This window comes from Pseudomonadota bacterium (genome assembly GCA_010028905.1).
Lineage (GTDB): Bacteria > Vulcanimicrobiota > Xenobia > RGZZ01 > RGZZ01 > RGZZ01.
Window position 1 is genome coordinate 26,557 of the sequence record RGZZ01000002.1, and the last position, 18,927, is coordinate 45,483.

Genomic DNA, 18,927 nt, shown 5'->3' on the forward strand with positions numbered 1-18,927 from the left:
GGCGATGATGCTGGCCGTCGTGCCCGCCGCGTCGGCAGCGCCTGCTTCACCTTCTTCACCCTCCCCCGCGTCGGGGGCTTCCGCCAAGGCGGTGAAGGCCAGCGCCAGCGATGTCAAAGCCGCCACCGGCGTCATCACAGAGCTCTACAACGCCTATGTGTCGCGCGATCTCGATCGCATCATGGCGCTCGAACGCGAGAGCATTGAGGCTTCGGCGCGCGCGTACGAGAGCAAGGGCAAGGGAAAGGCCGAAGATGTGCGCGATGCCTTGCGAGGGGTCACTGAGGAGGTCATCAAGCACAAGGACTTCAAGATGAAGCCTCTCAACCTCACCGATGCCGAGTTCGAGCGCGTGGGCGATGCAGTCGTGGTGAGCAGCGTCATTCCCATCATCGCGTCGGAGCTGGTGGAGGTCGGTGAGCCTGGCGCGGGCAAGAAGGCGCGCCTGCGAATCGGGAAGTTCGTCTTTCGGCAGATGGACACCCACTGGACCATCGTGCGGATGGATCTGTTCTGATGCTGCCAGCAGGCAAGGCGAATCTCAAGGATCTCCTGCCCGCGGAGCTGGAGGCCTGGTTTGAGTCTCTGGGCGAGAAGCCGTTTCGTGCCCGCCAGATCGTGAAGTGGCTCTACCAGAAATACGAGCACGACTTCCTGTCCATGACCGACCTGTCGAGGGCGTTGCGCGAACGTCTCACCGAGCTTGCCTTCGTGCCCCAGCTCGAGCTCGTCTCGTATCAGCGCGCCGCGGCGGGCGACACCGAGAAGTTCCTCTTCCGCCTGCCCGATGGAAACGCCGTGGAGAGCGTGCTCATGCACTTCGATGAGCATCTGGGGCCCGGCAGGGCCACGTTGTGCATCTCCACGCAGGTAGGCTGCGCCATGGGATGCGTCTTCTGCGCGTCCGGTCAGGCGGGGGTGCTGCGCAACCTCGCGACCTGGGAGATCGTCGATCAGGTGCTGCAGGTGCAGAAGTTCATCGCCCCTCGTGATGAGCGCATTGCCAACCTCGTGTACATGGGCATCGGTGAACCGCTCGCAAACTACACCGCGACGCTGCGCAGCCTCAAGCTGGTCAATCACGAGGAAGGCCTCCAGATCGGCATGCGCCACATCGCCGTCTCCACGTCGGGGCTGGTTCCCGGCATCGATCGGCTGGCGCGTGAGAAGCTGCCCATCCGCCTCGCCATCTCCCTTCACTCGCCCCACGAGTCGCTGCGCTCCGAGCTCATGCCCATCAACGAGGTCTATCCGCTGGCTTCGCTCATGGCGTCGTGCCGAGCCTATCAAGAGGCCACGAAACGGCGCATCACGTTCGAGTACTGCCTCATCAGGGACGTCAACGATTCTGACGAAGACGCCCACGCAGTAGGCGCGCTCCTCGACGGCATCCACAGCCTGGTGAACATCATCCCGCTTAACCCGGTCGACGGCTACGAGGGCAAGCGCCCAGGCGCGATGCGCGTCGCGTCGTTCCAGCGCATCGTCGAGGGCTACGGCATCAAGACCACGGTGCGTCAGACCATGGGCGATGACATCGACGCCGCCTGTGGCCAGCTGCGGCGCACGGCCTCGACGGTGCTATCGGGACGCACGCTGTCGGCGGCGCGTCGCAAGCCGCTTCGGGCCAGAGGCGACGTGGCGGCGTCTCCCTCGTCTACGGCGCTCCAGCCATGAGCGAGGACGCCATCGCGGCCCGTCTCGCACGCGGCCACGAGAAGGGGCGCGCGATGCTGGGGCATCGCTGGGAGCGCGTGGTCGAGGCGCTCGAGGCGGCCAGTCCCGATCTGGCGCGCTACGTCGTGGAGTTCGCCTACGGTGAGGTGTACCCGAGGCCAGGCCTCGACATCCGATCGCGCGAGATGGTGTCGATCACGTGCCTCACGTTGCAGGGTCTGCGGCCGCAGCTCAAGACCCATCTCATTGCCGCACTCGAATCCGGAGTGAGCGAAGCCGAGCTTGTGGAGCTCTTCATCCACCTCGCCCTCTATGCCGGCTTTCCCACCGCGCTCTTCGGCATGCAGACCGCCCGAGAGGTGTTCGAGGAGCGCCGCGGTCGCGCCTGAAGGGGCGTGATCAGCCCTGTGCGCCGCTCGCGGGGCGCAGCGTTGCCGCGAACACGCGCATGAGCTCGTCCGGGCGGGTGGCCCGCGCGGCGGCGATCTCCGCCTTCTGCGCGCCGGCGTTCACGCGAAGGAACAGCTCGAGGCGGTCTTGCGCAAAGAGCTTGGTGGAGATCCAGTAGTTCGCAAGCGACAGGTCGAGAGAGCCCGGGATGATGTCGGGGCTCTCGTTGCGCACGTAGGTCTTGAGCTCGAGGAAGCCGGTGTCCGATCCTTCGATGGCTGTGCCGGGAATCGCGCCGCCCAGGGCTTTCGAGAGCCGGCCGAGCAGGCGCTCGGCATTGGCGCCTTCGCAGCGCTCGACGAAGGCGGCGCTGTAGGCCTCGACGTGCTGCACCGGCAGGAGGAGCCCGAGCTGCATGGTGTCATCGTCATCGGTGGTCAGGCGGAAGATGGTCCAGGCGGCGGGTACGGGAGAGTCCCACTGGGCTTCGGAGAGCGGGCGTCTCTCGAGAAGCTCGGCCCGCAGCGAGAGCACAGGCAGGGCGGGGCGCGAGAAGGCGGATTCGAGGGTCTCTTCGGTGGGCTCGGTGGACGGTGGAGGCGTGCCCTGCGGCCGCAGGCGGGAACGTGAGCGGGTGCGGCGCTGGAGCACTGTGGCGATGGCGCCGACGATCATGAGCGCGAGGGCAATCCCCAGCACGGTGAGGATGCGCCAGTCGACGCCGATACGAGCCAGTTCGAGTGTGAGACGGTCTGCTTCCACCGCGCGAGCCTCCGTGACGGGATTCGTCTACCCCCTGAGCAGCGGGCCGAGATGCGCCGCAGCAGGCGTGAGGCGAAAAAAATCTCGACGCGGGGGAGGAATTCCGACCGCATTCGTCTTATTCTACTCGCCATTGCCTGGACGGGGGCGGCGCCCGATCAGTGTTCCCATCCCGCCAGCAACACTCCTTCCCACCCACGCGCGCGTGAAACGGAAAGGTCGACAAGCGTAGCGCCGACAGCGCCACAGAACGGCCTCCCCCCCAGAGCGCAGCACGGTGGAGATCTCCTGGAGGAAAACCTCTTGAGCCAGTCCAGAAATTTCTACTTCACGTCGGAATCCGTGACAGAAGGGCATCCGGACAAGGTCGCCGACCAGATCTCAGATGCCATCCTCGACGCCATCCTCGAGCAAGACCCGCGCGGGCGCGTCGCCTGCGAGGTTCTCGTGCACACGGGCTGCATCCACGTCGCGGGGCAGATCACCACGAACTGCTACGTCGACCTCGCCCGCGTGGCCCGCAAGACGGTGCGCGAGATCGGCTACACCAGCACGAACTACGGCCTCGAGGCCGATACCTGCGCCGTTCTCGTCTCCATCGACGAGCAGTCGGCTGACATCGCGATGGGCGTCGATCGCGCCCTCGAGTCGCGGTCGGCCAAGATGACCGACGCCGAGGTCGAGGCGCTGGGCGCTGGCGACCAGGGAATGATGTTCGGCTACGCGTGCAACGAGACCGAGGAGATGATGCCGATGCCCATCACCCTCGCGCAGCGTCTCGCCCGTCGCCTCGCCGAGGTGCGTCACAACGCCACGCTGCCGTACCTGCGTCCCGACGGCAAGAGCCAGGTGACCGTGAAGTACGAGAACGGCAAGCCCGTTGCCATCGAGAACATCGTCATCAGCACCCAGCACTCCGAAGACTGGACGCTGGAACAGATCCGCGCCGACATCCTCGAGCACGTGATCAAGCCCGTCGTTCCGCAGGGCATGCTCCCGGCCGATGACAAGATCTACGTGAACCCCACCGGCCGCTTCGTGGTGGGTGGTCCGCAGGGTGACAGCGGTCTCACCGGTCGCAAGATCATCGTCGACACCTACGGCGGCATGGCCCGTCATGGTGGCGGCGCCTTCTCCGGCAAGGATCCCACAAAGGTCGACCGCAGCGCAGCCTACGCGGCTCGCTACGTCGCCAAGAACATCGTGGCCGCTGGGCTCGCCGAGCGCTGCGAGATCGCACTGGCGTACGCCATCGGCGTGGCGCAGCCGCTCAACATCGAGGTGGAGACCTTTGGCACCGCCAAGGTCGACGAGGCCCGCATCGTCGAGCTCGTGCGCAAGAACTTCGACCTGCGTCCGGGCGCCATCATCCGCGACCTCGATCTGCGTCGTCCGATCTACAAGGCCACCGCGGCCTACGGTCACTTCGGCCGTCTCGACCTCGACCTCCCGTGGGAGCGCACCGACCGCGCCGAGACCCTGCGCCAGCAGGCGGGCGTGGCCCACAGCCTCGCGCACTGACGGCGAGGCGAACGCCTCCCCCCGGGTGCGCTCTGGTCCTCGCGGTGCCCAGATCAATTGGCTTCGAGGGGTCTGGTCGGGCCATCACGCATGGCACGTCCAGGCCGTCTTGAAGCCACTGGCATGAAGGCATCGCGAGGACTTTTTCTTTGCCCTACGAGACCGTAGAGATTCCCCGGCCGACAGAGGTCGACGACCACGAGGTCATGCGCGCCGTCGACCGCATGGCGGTCTTCGGCTACCTGGGGCAGATGGTGAACGTGGGCATCCCCCTCGCGCGCGCGCTCGACTCCATCGCCGAGCAGTACCCAGACGGGCATACCCGCGCCGTGCTCTCGCGCCTCGGCCTCGAGCTCCGACACGGGGCGGCGCTCTCCACCGCGATGCGCCGCTTCCCCGGCTCGTTCTCTGCGCTTCACGTCGGCGTCATCGCCGCGGGGGAGACGAGCGGTCGACTGGCGCCCTGCCTGCAACGGCTCGCGCGTCATGAAGAGCGCTGGTTCTCGCTGACGCGACAGGTTCGCGCGATGATGGTGTACCCGCTCTTCGTCTTCGGTGCCGCCCTGGTTCTGATCACCGGTCTGGCTCAGGTTCTGGTGAGCGGTGTGGCGCCCATCGTGGCTGACGCGAAGATCAAGATGAACCCGCTCTCGAGGCTGGTGTTCTGGGTTGCAGGGGGGCTTCGAAATCCAGCGGCGTGGGCGCTCGTTCTTGCAGGAGGGATTGTTCTGGGGGTTGCGCTCGCGCGATGGCGTCGAAGTCCGGGAGGACAGCGCGCACTGGAGCGGCTGGTTCTGCGTCTCCCGCTGGTGGGCGAGATCACGCGCAAGATCGAGGCCGCCCGGGTGTGTGAGTCGCTGGCCACCTTGCACGAGAGCGGCGTGGCCATCTCGCGGGCGCTCATCATGACCGCGAACGCCTGCGAGACAGAGGCGTGTCGCCAGGCGCTGCTCGACGTGGAGAGCCGCGTGGTGAACGGGATGACTCTCTCGGAGGCGTTTGAGCGAAGTGGATTCTTCCACATCTCCGTGGCGCACATGGTGGCGGTGGGAGAGACTTCGGGCAAGCTCACGTCGATGCTGATCCGCTCCGCGGGCTACCACGATCTCGAGGTGCGGACGGCTCTCGAGCAGTTTGCCGCGGCGCTCGAGCCCATGATGATCTCAGGACTGGGCGTTCTCGTGGCCGTCATCATCCTGCTTGCGTTTGCGCCCCTCTATCAGCTCGTGTCTGGTCTCAGCTGAGCATAGAGGGCCAGTCGGGCTCTCTGGCAAACATGTGCAATCTGAGAGGGAGGCCCCCATGACAGACCGGAGAGCCGACCATGAGCTGCTTGCAGAGCTCGACTCGGGTGAGATCACGGTTCAGTCGGCGCCACCTGTGTCGCAGAGCAGTGAGCAGCGCCTCACCGCACTCGTCCAGCTGGGGCGCATCATCAATTCCATTCTCGATCTCGATCAGATCCTCGAGATCCTCATCGACCAGCTCGTCACGCTGCTGAACGCGGAACGCGGCTTCATCATGCTGGTCGACCCTGACAGTCGCGGCTTGAGCTTTCGCGCGGCGCGCAACGTCGACCGCTTCACCCTCGACGAGCCCGAGTTCCAGATCAGCCGCAGCATCGTCGACCAGGTCTATGCCACGCAACGCCCGGTGCTCTCGTTCAACGCCGCCGACGATCCACGATATTGCAACAGCCCGAGCATCGCCGTCTTCGGGTTGCGCGCCGTGATCTGTGCGCCCGTGCGGGTCAAAGCGCGGGTCATCGGGGTCATCTACCTCGACAACCGTCTCAAGAACGGGGCTTTTCTCGAGGGTGACCTCGATTTTGTCACCGCCTTTGCAGACCAGGCTGCCATTGCGATCGACAACGCGAATCTCGACGCCGAGAAGCGTCGCATCCGTGATCTCTTCGAAGGATATGTCTCCCGACAGGTTCTCGACGACATCTTGAAGCGAAACGATGTCGAGCTGGCGGGGCAGCGCTGTGTGGTCACCGTGATGTTCTGTGATATCAGGGGGTTCACCACGCTGGCAGAGGTTCTCGGCCCCGCGGCCCTCGTGTCGCGTCTCAACCAGTTCTACCAGGAGATGGGCGAGATCATCTTCAAGCACGGCGGCATTCTCTTCACCTACATGGGAGACGCCATCATGGCGGTGTTCGGCGCGCCAACCCGTCACGACGACGACGCCCTGCACGCCATCAAAGCGGCGCTCGACATGTGCAAGCGCATGGATCAGCTTGCGGCGCAGTGGAAGGCAAAGGGGGAGCCCTCGTTCCAGATCGGCATCGGGCTGTGCACGGGTGAGGTCATCGCGGGTGACGTGGGCTTCGCCAAGAAGCGGGAGTACACGGTCATCGGAGACACGGTGAACGTTGCGGCGCGCATGGAGAAGCTGAACAAGGAGTTCGGCTCGCGCATCGTCATGAGCACCTCGACGCAGGAGGCCGTGGGGCACGGCCTTCCTGTCGAGCTCCTGGGGCGGGTCGAGGTGCGGGGCAAGGCCGAGCCGATGGATGTCTGGAGCGTGCCGGGCTTCGGCGCGCGCACGAGGCGCTAGGCGCGCGGCATCAGCGCACCTCGTCCCAGGCGGTGCACACGGCGCTGCCGTAGCCGTGCACCGATTTCATGTAGGTGGCGTCGTAGATCATGTGCACTGAGCGCAGCACGAGGCTCCCCTTGTCTTGATTGCCACAGATGACACCGCCTCGTATGGTGAGCCCGGAAGCGCTGGCCTCGTTGTGGTCGGCGTTCTTGTCGCTGATGATGGTGAGGCTGTTCTTGGCGATGATCAGGCCGCGATAGTCTCCTCGGGCGCGGAGAACCACGTCTCGCGCGAGAATCACCATGCCCTGGTCGCGGGCGTCGAGATGCCCGCCAGAGAGCGAGAGCACGCCATTCACCACGAGCACCGAGTTGCTGCCCTCGATGGAGGCCGTCTTGTCGGTCGACAGATCGCTTGCGAGATCGAGGTCGCCGTTGACGTACAACATGGCGTTGCGCAGCTGTATCGCGCCTTTGGTCTGGACGACGCCGTAGCGCTGAGGGGATGGTGTTGGCGCAGGGCTTCCGGCCGTGACACTGGGAGAGGTCGGTATCCCTGAGCTGCTGCGCTGCGCGTCGTTCAGCTTGAAGACCTGACGGTTGCCGAGGCTGCCGTAGTAGACATAGCGCGTGCCTCCTCCATACTGCAGCGGGGGAGACGAGGGCTGATCCGGGGACAGGGAGAGCGTACCGCAGAGAAACCCGAAGGTGCTCACCTCGGCGTGCGCCTGGGTGCCTTGCGTGCCGAACCGATTCTCGAGGCCGTTCTCTCCCCCCATCTCCTTGAGCACCTCGGGCGGGATCTTCAGGGGCTTGATCGCAGTGAAGCCAGCCGGCGGCTCGAGGGCCAGGAGATCTGCAAGTGGCGCGGAGAGCGCCGGCGGGGGGAGATCGCCGAACGTGGCGTCGTCGGCCGGATTATGGGTCTCATCGAGCCCCGGCGGCATGGCCGTCTGGGTCTCTCCCTGATAGATGTTTCCGCTGTAGACGTTCACCCCCATGTTGGGCTTCGTGCTGCCATCAGAGGGTGTTCCTGTCCAGATGACGCTGCCGCCCAGGCTCTTCAGCATGTCTACGTACGCCGCGGGGAGGTACACATCTCCCTTGAGCGTGTTGCCCGTCTCGCTCACCGGTGTTGCGGCGCCCTGCGGAGCGCCGCCTGCGGCGGGTGAGGCGTCTGACGAGATCGTTGTCTGGCCCACGCTGATGCTGGCCTCACCGGAGCTCGAGGAAGGTCCAGCCCCCCCGAGTCCTGGGAGCCCTCCAGAAGAGGTCGGGCCCCCGCCCGAGGACCTGGCCGTCGATAGCGGGGGGCCAACACTGATCGGGGACATGACCGTGGCGTTGCACTCCGGCTCGGCACGCAGGATAGCCAGAATCGGGCTCAGGGCCTTCTCGATCTCGGCGTTCGTTCCGGTGCCCAGCAGCATCTGCGCAGCAGGCGCCTTGGGAAGACGTCGGCCCCCGCTGACGTCGACGCGGGTCAGCCCAAAGCCACCGCCTCCCTCCTGTGTCGAGCCGAGGGTTCCGATTGCGCCCTCGACTGTCGAGGGGTTCACGACGGTGGCGTCGCCTTCCGGGCTGCCACAGATCACGATGGCGCCGCGCGGCGTGAATGCCGCGAAGGGCCACAGGCGCGAGATGATTGCGCGGTAGTGGCGCTCGATGCCATCGACGTTCACCGTCATCAGCAGCTCCACGCTGAACGGCGGCACTGACCGCTTGGAGGTGCTGCGATCGAGCCAGCCCGCCTTGGGGTACTCGCTCAACGAGTTGTCGGTGGAGTGCCACGGTCTCCCCGCGTCGAACGTGACCGTCACCTTTCCCTTCATCTCAGGGGACTCGGTGTTCGGAATGCCCTCACCGCTCTCGTACAGCGAGGTGAGGTCGAGGTTGGTGCCCTCGTTTCGCGAGAGGTCGAGGCCGCTCCCTCGCGATTTTGCGCTGGCCAGATCGAAGGCGACCATGAAGTGCTGGGTTGCCGCCTGCGCCAGCATGCCCGCGCGGCTTGTCCCCAGGTAGCCCCGGGACATGTTCAGGCTCACCACGCAGAGGTCACCCAGGGCAAACCCTATCACCACCAGCAGCGCGAGCACCAGCAAGACCAGGAGCAACGCCCCTCCCCGGGGCGTGCGTGGGCGGCGTGGTGTGCGGGAGCGATGCGAGACAAGGATGCGGAGGCGTGCGATCATGGCGAAGCCCCTGCTGCCGGCGCGGTCGGACTGGCCTGTGGGCTGGGAGAGGCGCTGGCCGTGCTGGGATCGAGCGCGTCGAGCACGGGGGTCACCGTGGTCTCGAGCGCGCAGCGCATCGACGTGTCGCTGACCGTGACCGCGATGTGGTAGCCCTTCGAGAGTCGCTCGACGCGCAGCGAGGAGACGTTGCGCCCGATGCGTCGCTGCTCTCCCAGCCAGGTCGGCATTGCGGTACCCCCCTCGAGCGCGGCGGTGACCGTCGGGGGGAGTATCGGACTGCCTGCGGAGGCGGCTTCGCCGCTCCCGCCGAGGGCGGGTGCGTCGGCTTTGAAACGGGCCTGCCAGAGCTCGTGACGGGTCTCGTCGATGAAGTAGGCAACGGCTGAGGGGCCTTCGGCCGGCGCGCCAGAGGGCCCTGGCGCGGGGGGGCTTCCCGTGGTGTCTGCGGTCTCGATGACGGCCAGGCCGTCGATGGGGATCTCCGCGCCGTCGTCGGTGCGATGCACCCGCGGGAAGATCACGATGCCTCGCGAGCGCCCACGCGAGATGCTGTGAGAGAGGGCGTGCATCGAGAGAAGCGCGTTCCCCTGCAGGTCGCCCTTGACCTGGCTGCGTCGCCAGGCGGCCAGACCCGGCCGCAGGGCCATGGCGACGATGGCGGTGAGCAGGCCGAGAATGGAGCAGGTCACGAGAACCTCGATGAGCGTCATGCCGCGCCTCATCGCTTGCGCGCGTCCGGCATGCGTGTGGCGAGACGCACGGGAGCGGGTTGCCCACGCCACTCGACGGTGACGATCACGTCGTGCAGGCGGCCGTCGGTCTGTGGAGCAACCTGGGTCTCGCGTAGAACCGTGAACTCGGTGTCGTTGAGCGTCACGGTGAACCTGTCGAGGAACGCGGTCTGCTCGAGGCCGTTTCGACTCGTCTCCATGACTTCGAGGGCGTAGGCCGTGGCGGTCTGCAGGTCTTCGGCTTTCTTCAGGCTGAGCACGCCAGATGGGATGAGGCTCACAACGACGAGCAGCCCCGCCACGAGAAGGGCGGTGGAGATGATGACCTCGATGAGCGTGAAGCCTCTCGGCCGCGCGTGCTCTCTTCCTCTCGGCATCGGCCGCGAGCCTACTCCGGGTCGTTCTTCAATGCGGTCTGTCCTCCGCTCAGCTCTGCCAGGTAGTCGTCTGTGCTGTCGATGATCTCGGCGATCATGCCCGCGATGACCAGGAAGAGCTCTTGAGGGACCTCGGTGGACAGCCAGTCGTAGCGATAGACGATGCGGTCGTCTTCCAGGCCGAACGAGCCGAGCAGAAGGCTCGAGTTGGCTTTGAGAAGGGCATCGCTGATGAGTCGCGGGTCTTCGAGCGAGGTGACGACGTTGCTGCGGAAGCGGATGATGTGGATGGGCGCGCGGCCGAGCTGGAGCTCTTCATTGATGATGAGGATGAGTGCGCTGCCCTTTGAGAAGCACGGGATGCCGCGCACCACGTCTGCTTTGTAGCCAGCGTCCTTGAGCCATTGGATGAAGGTTCGGGTGAAGGCGCGGGCCTGTGGTGACTTCTCGGTGAGAACTTCTGTGCAGTGCCGGCAGTACACGGAGTCTGGCGAGTTCATGGTCTTGCACGTGGCGCAGGTCACAAGCGCCAGCTCGGGCAGCGGTGTACCGCACTTCCGGCACGTGGGTGCGTTGAGATCGAGGGCAGCGTCACAGATGGGGCAGCAGCACGACTCGTTCTGGTGCGCGGACACGTGGCGGGCCTCCTGCGCAGGGTGGGGTGGAGGAAGATTCGCGCCACCTGGAGCCTCTCCCTGTGTGCGCGCAGATGTTGCTTGCGTGCGTTCCAGCGGCGCGCCGGGGGTCAGGGACGGCGGGTCGAGACGCCATCGCCTCGGCCCCGGGAAGCGGGGAACTTCAGCGCAAGGGCGTCTGCGAGATTGTCGGCGATCTTCTGTCGCACAGTTGGATCGGCAAGCTTCTGGGCCTCGGCCGTGTTGCTGATGAAGGCCGTCTCGACCAACACGGCGGGCATGGTGGTGTGGCGCAGCACGTAGAACCGGTTTCGGATCAGGCCGTGGTTGGAGAACCCGGTTCCGTTCTGCAGGGAGCCCTCCAGCGCGTGGGCGAGGATGAGATCAGCGGTCTTGAACCAGTGGTACGACGTGCCCGTGCGGGCAGAGGTGGGGGCTGAGTTGCAGTGTATGCTCACGAAGAGGTCGGCGTTTCGGCTGTTTGCAACGGCGACCCGCGCGCCGAGCTCAACGCCGTCTGGGGAGTGCGCGTAGGAGACATCGCGGTCATCGTCTCGGGTCATGGCCACACGAAATCCCCGTCGCTCGAGGGCGGCCTTGAGGCGCAGCGAGATGTCGAGCGTCACGTCCTTCTCTTGCAGTTGCAGGGAGCGATTGATCGCGCCGGGATCGGAGATGAGCCCCTGGCCGGTGGGAACCTCGGTGAGATCACCGCCGCAGGTGGCGGTCAGGGGAAGGAGCGCGACGGGCGCAACGCGCACCGCAAGACGTGTCTCGTCTCCGCCGATCTCGAACCCCGTTCCGTCTCTCAGCGTGACGCGGATGCGGGCAAAGGGGAAGGTGCTCGTGCGCAGGTCTTCGGTCTCGACGCTGGCGATCTGGCTGTCGAGGCGCACACTCGATGCGCCCACGGCGGCGTTCGGCACGTCGATGGTGAGCAGCCGGTGCTCCGCGTCGAAGCGCCAGACCTTGCGCACGGGGGCAGACGCGTCGAGCATGACGTAGAGGTCGCCCACGCCCTTGAAGTGCCGGATGTTTGTGAGCGTGACGGGCGCCTGGTTGGCGGGCGCCGTGAATGCGGGAACCACCCGCACCGACATCTGGTTCGGGAGGATGCGCCCGCTGCACTCCGTCTTCCACTGCTCGGGCACGGTGACCGAGACCGTCAGGGGGTCTGACGTCGTGCCGGTCCCCGAGGCGCATACAGAGATGTCGCCGAAGTCGAACGTTCGCTTATCGAGGCCCCACTCCACGTCTGTCATCGAGATGACCGTGGTGCGACCGGTGGTTTCCACCCGCGTGCTGTCGAGGGGGCCGCTGGCCTTCAGATGGACCTCGCGATCGGCGACGCTGCTCAGGTCGACCTTGCCGAGGCGGGCCACGAAGCGGTAGCCGCTCCCATTGTCGAGCGCCCGCAGGCGGAACGACAGCAGCTCGGCCAGGGCACGCAGGGAGATGGCGTTCACGGCGTCGCGGACGACCAGGATGGGCAGGTGCCAGCGCGTCTCCTGGCCGTCGACAAGCCCCTGGCGCGAACCGAGCGCCCAGTGGATGTAGCGGCCGTTTCCATAGATCGTGGCCTTGCGCGGGGACTCATCGGTCCAGCGGATGGTGAGGCCCTGTAGCGTCATGAACTGGTTCAGCCCGGGATCATCGAGACTGACATAGCACTCGCCGTCAGCCGCGTCGATGACAACGAGCTCGAACCGCTGTCCCGCGTACTCGAGGGGGAGATGGCCGTTTGCCGACGGCTGCAGCGGTCCCTGGGATGGCTGCGTCGAAGTGGCTTCTGGACGCGCGTGGGCGCACAGGGGCGGTAGCAGCATCATCGCGAGCATCACGAAGACGGCGAGGCGGAGGGGGTGCTTGCGTCTCACGGGCATCTCTCCTTGCTCCCAGGGGAATGGGCTGTGCGCGTCTCGCAGGGGGCGATCTTGAGAATTCTTCACACTGCCCCTCCCTCTCCTCTTGGCGCACGGCCGCTGACATCGAGGCCGTTGACCTGCACCGGCCTCACTCCACGCGATCGGCGTCTCCTCGAACTGCGAGGAGCTTTGTCACGAACGCGTCGGAGGTGAAGATCTCGACGAGCTCGGGGTTGAAGTGGGTCCCCGATTCCTCTCGCATGATCTCGATGCACTTCTCGATGGGCATCGCCGGCTTGTACGGGCGCGCCTTGCTCAGCGCGTCGTAGAAGTCGCAGATGGAGACGACCTGCGCCTTTTGCGGGATCTCGCGTCCCTTCTTGCCGAACGGGTATCCGCTCCCGTTCCACTTCTCGTGGTGGTATTGAACGATGTCGAGCACCTTCCAGGGCAGATCGATGTCCTTGAGGATGTCGTATCCGAGGGTGGGATGCTGCTCGATGACCCATCGCTCCTCTTCGTTGAGCTTGCCTGGCTTGTTGAGGACATAGTCGGGAACCGCGATCTTGCCGATGTCGTGCAGCATGCCTCCCATGTGGACGGTGTCGACGTCATCGGCGCTCAGCCCGAGATGCGTGGCGAAGGTTCGCGCGAAATCAGAGACGCGCATGGAGTGATGGCGGGTCATGGTGTCTCTTGCGTCGACAGCCGTTGCCAGCGCTTTGATGGTCTTGGCGTATACCTGCTTGAGGTGGGCTTCCGCGTGACGCAGGCGCTCTGACTTGGCGGCGTGCTCGATGCCGATGGCCGCCAGCAGCTGCATCGTCGAGAACAAGGCGAGATCACTCTCGCTGGTGGCGTTCATCTTCGAGGATGCCTTGTTGTACTCGCTCACCGCCTGCTCGTAGTCGCCGGTGCGCGAGTAGGCCGCGCCGAGGGCGAAGTTCGCGTAGGGGCTGTCGGGCTGGTACGACGCAACACGGCCATACTCTTCGATGGCGCGGTCGAGGTTCTGTGCTTTGAAGAGCGCCGCGCCGAGGAAGTAGTGGGCCTCGGAATCGCGGGGGTTGGCCGCCAGGATGGTCTCGAACTCGGTGATGGCGTCGTCTAGGTCGCCGCTCTGGAACAGGGCGACCCCGAGAGCGTTGCGGGTGCGACTGTCCCGGGGGTCTCGCTGCAGCGCTTCGCGATACGCGTCGATGGCGTCGTAGACGCGGCCCAGCTTCATGCATGCCTGCCCCAGGGCATATCCGGCATAGGCGTGGTTCGGGCTCGCCTTCAGCGCCTGCGAATGGCTGACCGCTGCCTCTTCGTACTGGCCACGCTGGTAGTCGATGAGCCCCTTGTAGTAGTAGGCTTCGGCATCGAGGGGGTCGAGGTCGATGGCCGCGGCAAACGAGCGCTGCGCGGCTTCGAGCCGGCCGAGGGTCTTCTGCATCAGGCCCAGATGGAACCAGGCCTCCCGATATCTCGGATGGGCCTGGGCGGCTCGCTCATAGGCCGCCTGGGCCTCTTCCATGCGGTACTGCTTCTCGCGGATCTGCCCCAGCTGGAAGAGCGCCTCGGCATAGCCGGGGCGCACGTCCAGCGCCCGCTCGAGCTGGACCACGGCCTCCTCCCACTGCGACTGCGAGGCATGGATGAGCGCGAGATGGAACAGGGCCTTCACGTGACGGGGCTTGAGCGCGAGGGTCTTCTGCAGGTGCGCCACGGCCTGTGCGCGGTTGCCCTGACGCAAGGTGGCCAGCCCCAGCTGATACCAGGCGTTGGCGAAGGTGGGGCGCAGCTCGAGCTCACGCGTGAGGTAGCCGATGACGGCGTCAGCGCGCGCCTTGCGCCGCCAGATGAGAGCCAGGAAGTAGTAGGCCCCCTCGAAGCGCGGGTTGAGCGTGAGCGTGCGCTCGAATGCGTGGACGGCTTCGTCGCCTCTTCCCAGGACCAGCAGGGCGCGGCCGAGGTTGAAGTGGGTGACGGCGTTGTCCGGACTCATCTCGCGGTAGCGGTCCCAGAGGCTGCCCGCCACGTGCAGGGTCGACTGGCGGCTGTGGTCTATGCCATCGAGGCTGAAGTCGCCGTCTTCGTCGACCAGGCGATCCCATGAGGTGAGAGCGTTGTCGTAGGCTTGCATGCGCGTGTAGACGATGCCCAGCTCGAACAGGGCGGGGAGGTGGCCCGGATGCAGCTGCAGCGCCTTCTCGAGCTCGCGGATGGCGCGTTCGTACAGGCCTTCCTCTTCGAGCAGCCTTCCCAGCTCGTAGCGCGCCTGCAGGTTGGTGGGCGTTTCGACCAGGCTCTTCTCGAGCTGGCGGATGAGAAAATCGTTCTTCATCTGGCTTCCATGAAGGATTGGCCGTGCGAGCGGTGTTGCCCTCTGCCTCGCTCGGCAACGCCGCTGTGAAAAGATTGTTAAAACTGTTGCTTTTTTGTGAACACCTCTAGACAGATCGCACGAGGAGTGGGAAGAGAGGGGCAAGAAAGATACGTTGGAGGTAATCGCTGTGGGTCGTGTAGTGAGCAGTATCGGTCATGCCATCGGCAGCGCGGTGAGCGGTGTCGCGAAGGCGGTGGGCTCGGTCGTCAGTGGGATCGGCAAGGCTGCCGGTGCCGTTTTCGGTGGAATCGCCAGCGTTGCGGGCAAGATTCTCGGCAACCCGATGATCACGGGGCTTCTCGGCACGGTGCTCGGCGGCGTCGCGGGCTTCTGCCTCGGCGGCCCGATGGGCGCGATGCTCGGCGCGCAGCTGGGCGGCACTCTCGGAAGCTACGTCGGTTGCGCGTTCCAGCAGCACGAGATGCAGAAGCAGTGCGACGCGATGAACCAGCAGATCCAGGCCCAGCAGATGCAGTCGTGGGCGCAGAACTCCCAGATGATGCAGATGATGGGCGGCGGCGGCATGGGAATGGGCATGCCTGGAATGGGAATGCCTGGAATGGGAATGCCGGGGGCGGGCTTCAACTCCAACCCGATCTTCGCCCAGAACCAGCAGATGCTCGCAATGCTCGGCGCGGGTCCGGGCGGCATGATGGGCTACCCGAACGGCGTCATGGCGGGTGGCTGCTACGGCGGTGGGTACCCGGGTGGCGGCTTCCCTGGTGGTCAGGGCGGTCCGCAGAACGGTGCGGCGATGTTCGGCCTCCCCAACGGCGGCTTCTTCGGCATCGTTCCGCCTCCGCAGACCGGCGTCTTCGGCGGAACGCCTCCTCACCACGGCCACCACGGTCACCATCACGGCCATCACCACCACTGCCCTCGCACCTACCTCGCGTAGGGGCGCCGCGGTTCGCTCGGATCGCGTTCGGCATACGTCTGAAGAGGGTTCGGGCACCGCAGGTGCTCGGGCCCTTTTCGCTTTCGCCGGCCCGGGGCGTCGAAGGACTTTGGGCCCGTCACGGGAAAGTCCCGCGAGAATCCTGCGAGAGGCCGTGAACGATGATCTCCGAGCGCCAGAAGCCTACACGATCGGAGCAGACGAACCAGCTCCTCGCCCTCTGCCAGGGCGCCGCCGAAGGCGCGGTCGAGGAGGGGGTGGCACGTGAGGCCCTCGAATCGCGCGAGGCCGCTCTCGAGACCGCGCGCCGTCAGTTCGTAGAGGGCGTCGAGGTCGAGCTCGAGAGCAATCCGGCCGCACGGCAGTGGGAGGTCTTCTCCCGCGTCGTCATCGTGGCCTTCGATGAGCAGAGAAAGGCGCTCGCCGTGCTGAAGGGCGCATTGCGCCACAAGGGCAAGGCGCTCGATGACGCCCTTGCGGGGCTCATCACCGCGACCCAGCGGCTCTTTGTGGCCACCGAGGCCTACGAGGCACGTCTCGTCAACGAAGGGTCGTCTGCGCACCCGCTCCAGAACTACATCGTGAACATGACCGAGGCATACAAGCGCGGAGATCTGGCTCGAGAGTCCTACGACGATATCCTTCGTCACGGGCGCGGGTACTTCCAGCGGTGCATCGGAGAGATGCGGAACGCACCGCCCGAGGAGCCCAGAGAAGCCATCTCCGCCCTCGAGGAAGCCTTCACGCGATGCGATGAGGGTCTTGCATCGCTCGAGTCGTGGGCGGCGTCTGGCGACAACGCTCGGCTCGATAGCGGTCTTGCGGCGTTCGAGGAAGGCCAGGCAGCGGTTCAGGAGGGGTTTGCCCTGCACCGCAGGCTGCGCTATGAGTCGGGGCCCACGTCCTCTCCCATTGCGAACACATTCATCAATGCTGCTCGCCTCGTCACACAGGGTCAGTACCCGCTCGAGACCTTCAAGAACGATCTGGCGGTGCTCCGCGAGCATCTCGTGCGCCTCCGCAGAGGGTTTGAGGGGGCCTGCCAGGCGTCCACGAACTCGTCCATCATCCAGGACGAGATCCCGCGGGCCATGGAGGCGCTCGACCTCCACGAGGAGGCGGTAGAAGCCTACGAGCGCTACTGCACCACCCGCAACCCCGCCGACATCGAGACGGGAACCACGCAGCTCGTCGAGGCCATCAAGCGCCTCGAGCAGTCGAAGCTCATCTTCGATCAGGCGAGCGAGCGCGAGGGGAAGGTCGCCTGTCCTCGCTGCGGCGCTCTCAACGGGGGAGGGCATCGGGTCTGTGGCGCCTGCAACGCTGCCCTTCCCTGGGTCGCATCTGGTGCCACCACCTCCTTCGCCATACAAGAAGGGGGCGAGGTCGATTCCGCCGCGGGCGATCTCGTCATGACAGAGAACATGTATCGTGTCATCAACGACACCAACCGCGTGGCGGCGGGTGAGATCACGGGCGAGCAGTACGCGGAGACCCTTGACTGGATGGCCGGCATCGTCGCCGAAGGCCGAGCCGCGCTTCAATCCACCCCGGACCTCACGGTCGACAGCTTTCCCGAAGAAGAGCGCGAGCAGGCAAAGCTGGAGAAGGGTCTCATCGACGAGACACGTGAGTCTCTCGCGCAGGCCATGCAGTCCATCCTCGATTCGCTCGAAGAGCTGCGCTGCTTCATCGATGACGGTGATCAGCAGCACCTGATGAAGGGGCTCGTCGAGTTCTGGGAGGCCTCGCAGCAGGTGCATCGGGTGCAGCGCATCGGTGAGATGGCGGCGCGCGCGGCCGAGTCGTCAGCGCCTGCGTCGCCGCCCGTGGCAGAGGCGGGTGAGGCGCCGTCAGACCAGGAGACCCTCCCGTCGGTGAGCATTCAGGGCGAGTCGTTCGAGTCGACCGGCTCTGCCGACGACGGGCTCGCCGACCGGTGAGCACGGGCGCCTCGGCGCGAGACGGCGGGCGACGGATGAGAGGATGCGCCCGCTGCCCTCGATGACAGAGACAGTCGCGATCCGGCGCGTCAAGGGGCGGTACCAGATCAAGCGTCTCCTCGCGTCAGGAGGGCAGTGTCGGGTCTATCTCGCCCTCGATGAGGCCCACGCGGGACGTCGTGTCGTTCTCAAGAACCTCAAGATCCGCTCGTCAGCCAGTGCTGACGCACAGAGCGAGGTCAGCCTCTTCCGGCAGGAAGGCCTCATCCTCTCAAGGGTAGCCCACCCTTCGCTGCCCGCGTTCGTCGATGCCTTTGAAGATGAGGGCGGCCACTATGTCGTCGAGGAGTTCGTCGGTGACGTAACCCTCGAGTCGCGATTGCGGCGAACCGCGCGGGGGCTCGATGCGAAGGAGGTCGCGTGGGTCGGGCACCGCCTTCTCGATCTCCTGGTCGCCCTCCACGGTCAGCATCCGGCCATTCTCCTGCGAGACATCAAGCCGAGCAACATCATGTGTCTCATCGATGGTCATGGGGTGGTTCGCCGCGATGCGGAGGTCTGGTTCATCGACCTCACCATCGCCCAGGAGTACGTTCCCAACCGCGCCGACGAGGTGAAGATGGGGACGCCGGGGTATGCTCCTCCAGAGCAGTACCGTGGCCGGACACAGCCGAGCAGCGACCTCTACGCACTGGGGGTCACGATGTTCGCGGCCCTCACCGGGCACGAGCCCGCGAAGACCCCCTTTCGTCTGCCGCCTCTCTCAACGCTCCGAGACGATCTCTCGCAGGGCTGGGAGGACTTCTTCGCCAGGGCCTGTGCCCTCGACCCCGCATCGCGCTTTGCCACAGCGAGGGAGATGCGTGCCGCTCTCGAGCGGCTCATGGCTCCAGCCGCCTGCGCCGGTCCGATCGACATGGGTCGACGAGCGGCCCGACGCGGCAGGCGTCTCATGCCCAGCGGCTCGTTTGGCCTGTTGATCACGGTGGCGGCCCTGGTGGTGCTCATCGCTGTCG

The 18,927-nt window shown here is 65.7% G+C and carries 16 protein-coding genes; 9 read left to right on the top strand and 7 right to left on the bottom strand.

From position 1 onward, the window contains the following. Positions 1–4 precede the first annotated feature (4 nt). The 3 genes from EB084_00315 to EB084_00325 are packed head-to-tail and all read left to right on the top strand — an operon-like array spanning position 5 to position 2,066. A complete protein-coding gene (locus tag EB084_00315; GenBank protein ID NDD26697.1) occupies positions 5–517 on the top strand; it encodes a hypothetical protein in 513 nt (170 codons plus the stop codon). Next, positions 517–1,677, top strand: coding sequence for a 23S rRNA (adenine(2503)-C(2))-methyltransferase RlmN (rlmN, locus tag EB084_00320; GenBank protein NDD26698.1), 1,161 nt, complete (start codon positions 517–519; stop codon positions 1,675–1,677). The genes EB084_00315 and rlmN overlap by 1 nt, the downstream gene beginning before the upstream one ends. Then, positions 1,674–2,066 (top strand): carboxymuconolactone decarboxylase family protein, encoded by a 393-nt coding sequence (locus tag EB084_00325; GenBank protein ID NDD26699.1) that lies wholly within the window; start codon positions 1,674–1,676, stop codon positions 2,064–2,066. Before rlmN ends, EB084_00325 begins: the two co-directional genes overlap by 4 nt. A 10-nt stretch (positions 2,067–2,076) precedes the next feature. Here EB084_00325 and EB084_00330 read toward each other — a convergent pair whose 3' ends face one another. Further along, the gene (locus EB084_00330; GenBank protein ID NDD26700.1) at positions 2,077–2,829 is read right to left on the bottom strand and encodes a hypothetical protein; all 753 of its coding nucleotides are present in this window, start codon (positions 2,827–2,829) and stop codon (positions 2,077–2,079) included. A 303-nt stretch (positions 2,830–3,132) separates the two neighbouring features. Between EB084_00330 and EB084_00335 the strand changes: the two genes are divergently transcribed. From EB084_00335 to EB084_00345, 3 genes are all read left to right on the top strand, one after another. Beyond that, on the top strand, positions 3,133–4,350 hold the full coding sequence (locus EB084_00335) for a methionine adenosyltransferase (protein NDD26701.1): 1,218 nt from the start codon (positions 3,133–3,135) through the stop codon (positions 4,348–4,350). Positions 4,351–4,499: 149 nt separating this feature from the next. Then, a complete protein-coding gene (locus tag EB084_00340) occupies positions 4,500–5,594 on the top strand; it encodes a type II secretion system F family protein (GenBank protein NDD26702.1) in 1,095 nt (364 codons plus the stop codon). Between the two features lie 58 nt (positions 5,595–5,652). After that, entirely contained in the window at positions 5,653–6,912 is a 1,260-nt protein-coding gene (locus EB084_00345) for a GAF domain-containing protein (GenBank protein ID NDD26703.1), read from the top strand. 10 nt (positions 6,913–6,922) lie between these two features. On the opposite strand, the gene EB084_00350 is transcribed toward EB084_00345, so the two are convergent. The 6 genes from EB084_00350 to EB084_00375 all read right to left on the bottom strand — a co-directional run bounded on the left by EB084_00350 (position 6,923) and on the right by EB084_00375 (position 15,028). Then, complete coding sequence (locus EB084_00350; protein ID NDD26704.1) at positions 6,923–9,010, bottom strand: hypothetical protein; 2,088 nt, start codon at positions 9,008–9,010, stop codon at positions 6,923–6,925. A gap of 74 nt (positions 9,011–9,084) precedes the next feature. Continuing rightward, on the bottom strand, positions 9,085–9,813 hold the full coding sequence (locus EB084_00355; GenBank protein NDD26705.1) for a prepilin-type N-terminal cleavage/methylation domain-containing protein: 729 nt from the start codon (positions 9,811–9,813) through the stop codon (positions 9,085–9,087). Beyond that, positions 9,810–10,199: a hypothetical protein gene (locus tag EB084_00360; protein ID NDD26706.1), complete on the bottom strand. Its 390-nt coding sequence runs from the start codon at positions 10,197–10,199 to the stop codon at positions 9,810–9,812. The genes EB084_00355 and EB084_00360 overlap by 4 nt, the downstream gene beginning before the upstream one ends. Before the next feature lie 11 nt (positions 10,200–10,210). Then, on the bottom strand, positions 10,211–10,834 hold the full coding sequence (locus EB084_00365; GenBank protein NDD26707.1) for a hypothetical protein: 624 nt from the start codon (positions 10,832–10,834) through the stop codon (positions 10,211–10,213). A gap of 110 nt (positions 10,835–10,944) precedes the next feature. Continuing rightward, positions 10,945–12,783 (bottom strand): N-acetylmuramoyl-L-alanine amidase, encoded by a 1,839-nt coding sequence (locus EB084_00370; protein ID NDD26708.1) that lies wholly within the window; start codon positions 12,781–12,783, stop codon positions 10,945–10,947. Positions 12,784–12,847: 64 nt separating this feature from the next. Next, positions 12,848–15,028, bottom strand: a complete 2,181-nt coding sequence (locus EB084_00375; GenBank protein NDD26709.1) for a tetratricopeptide repeat protein — start codon at positions 15,026–15,028, stop codon at positions 12,848–12,850. A 181-nt stretch (positions 15,029–15,209) separates the two neighbouring features. Between EB084_00375 and EB084_00380 the strand changes: the two genes are divergently transcribed. The 3 genes from EB084_00380 to EB084_00390 form a co-directional block, all read left to right on the top strand. Further along, positions 15,210–15,968 carry a hypothetical protein gene (locus EB084_00380; GenBank protein NDD26710.1) on the top strand — a complete coding sequence of 253 codons (759 nt, stop codon included), beginning with the start codon at positions 15,210–15,212 and terminating at the stop codon, positions 15,966–15,968. 161 nt (positions 15,969–16,129) lie between these two features. Then, the gene (locus EB084_00385) at positions 16,130–17,911 is read left to right on the top strand and encodes a hypothetical protein (protein ID NDD26711.1); all 1,782 of its coding nucleotides are present in this window, start codon (positions 16,130–16,132) and stop codon (positions 17,909–17,911) included. 61 nt (positions 17,912–17,972) lie between these two features. Continuing rightward, a partial coding sequence (locus EB084_00390) for a serine/threonine protein kinase (protein NDD26712.1) occupies positions 17,973–18,927 on the top strand: 955 nt, incomplete at its 3' end.

What these genes read in the sequence shown, in the direction of transcription:
- EB084_00315 (NDD26697.1), top strand. Translation starts at nt 5, where the DNA reads ATGATGCTGGCCGTCGTGCCCGCCGCGTCGGCAGCGCCTGCTTCACCT.
- EB084_00355 (NDD26705.1), bottom strand. Translation starts at nt 9,813, where the DNA reads ATGAGGCGCGGCATGACGCTCATCGAGGTTCTCGTGACCTGCTCCATT.
- EB084_00360 (NDD26706.1), bottom strand. Translation starts at nt 10,199, where the DNA reads ATGCCGAGAGGAAGAGAGCACGCGCGGCCGAGAGGCTTCACGCTCATC.
- EB084_00375 (NDD26709.1), bottom strand. Translation starts at nt 15,028, where the DNA reads ATGAAGAACGATTTTCTCATCCGCCAGCTCGAGAAGAGCCTGGTCGAA.
- EB084_00385 (NDD26711.1), top strand. Translation starts at nt 16,130, where the DNA reads ATGATCTCCGAGCGCCAGAAGCCTACACGATCGGAGCAGACGAACCAG.
- EB084_00345 (NDD26703.1), top strand. Translation starts at nt 5,653, where the DNA reads ATGACAGACCGGAGAGCCGACCATGAGCTGCTTGCAGAGCTCGACTCG.
- rlmN (NDD26698.1), top strand. Translation starts at nt 517, where the DNA reads ATGCTGCCAGCAGGCAAGGCGAATCTCAAGGATCTCCTGCCCGCGGAG.
- EB084_00325 (NDD26699.1), top strand. Translation starts at nt 1,674, where the DNA reads ATGAGCGAGGACGCCATCGCGGCCCGTCTCGCACGCGGCCACGAGAAG.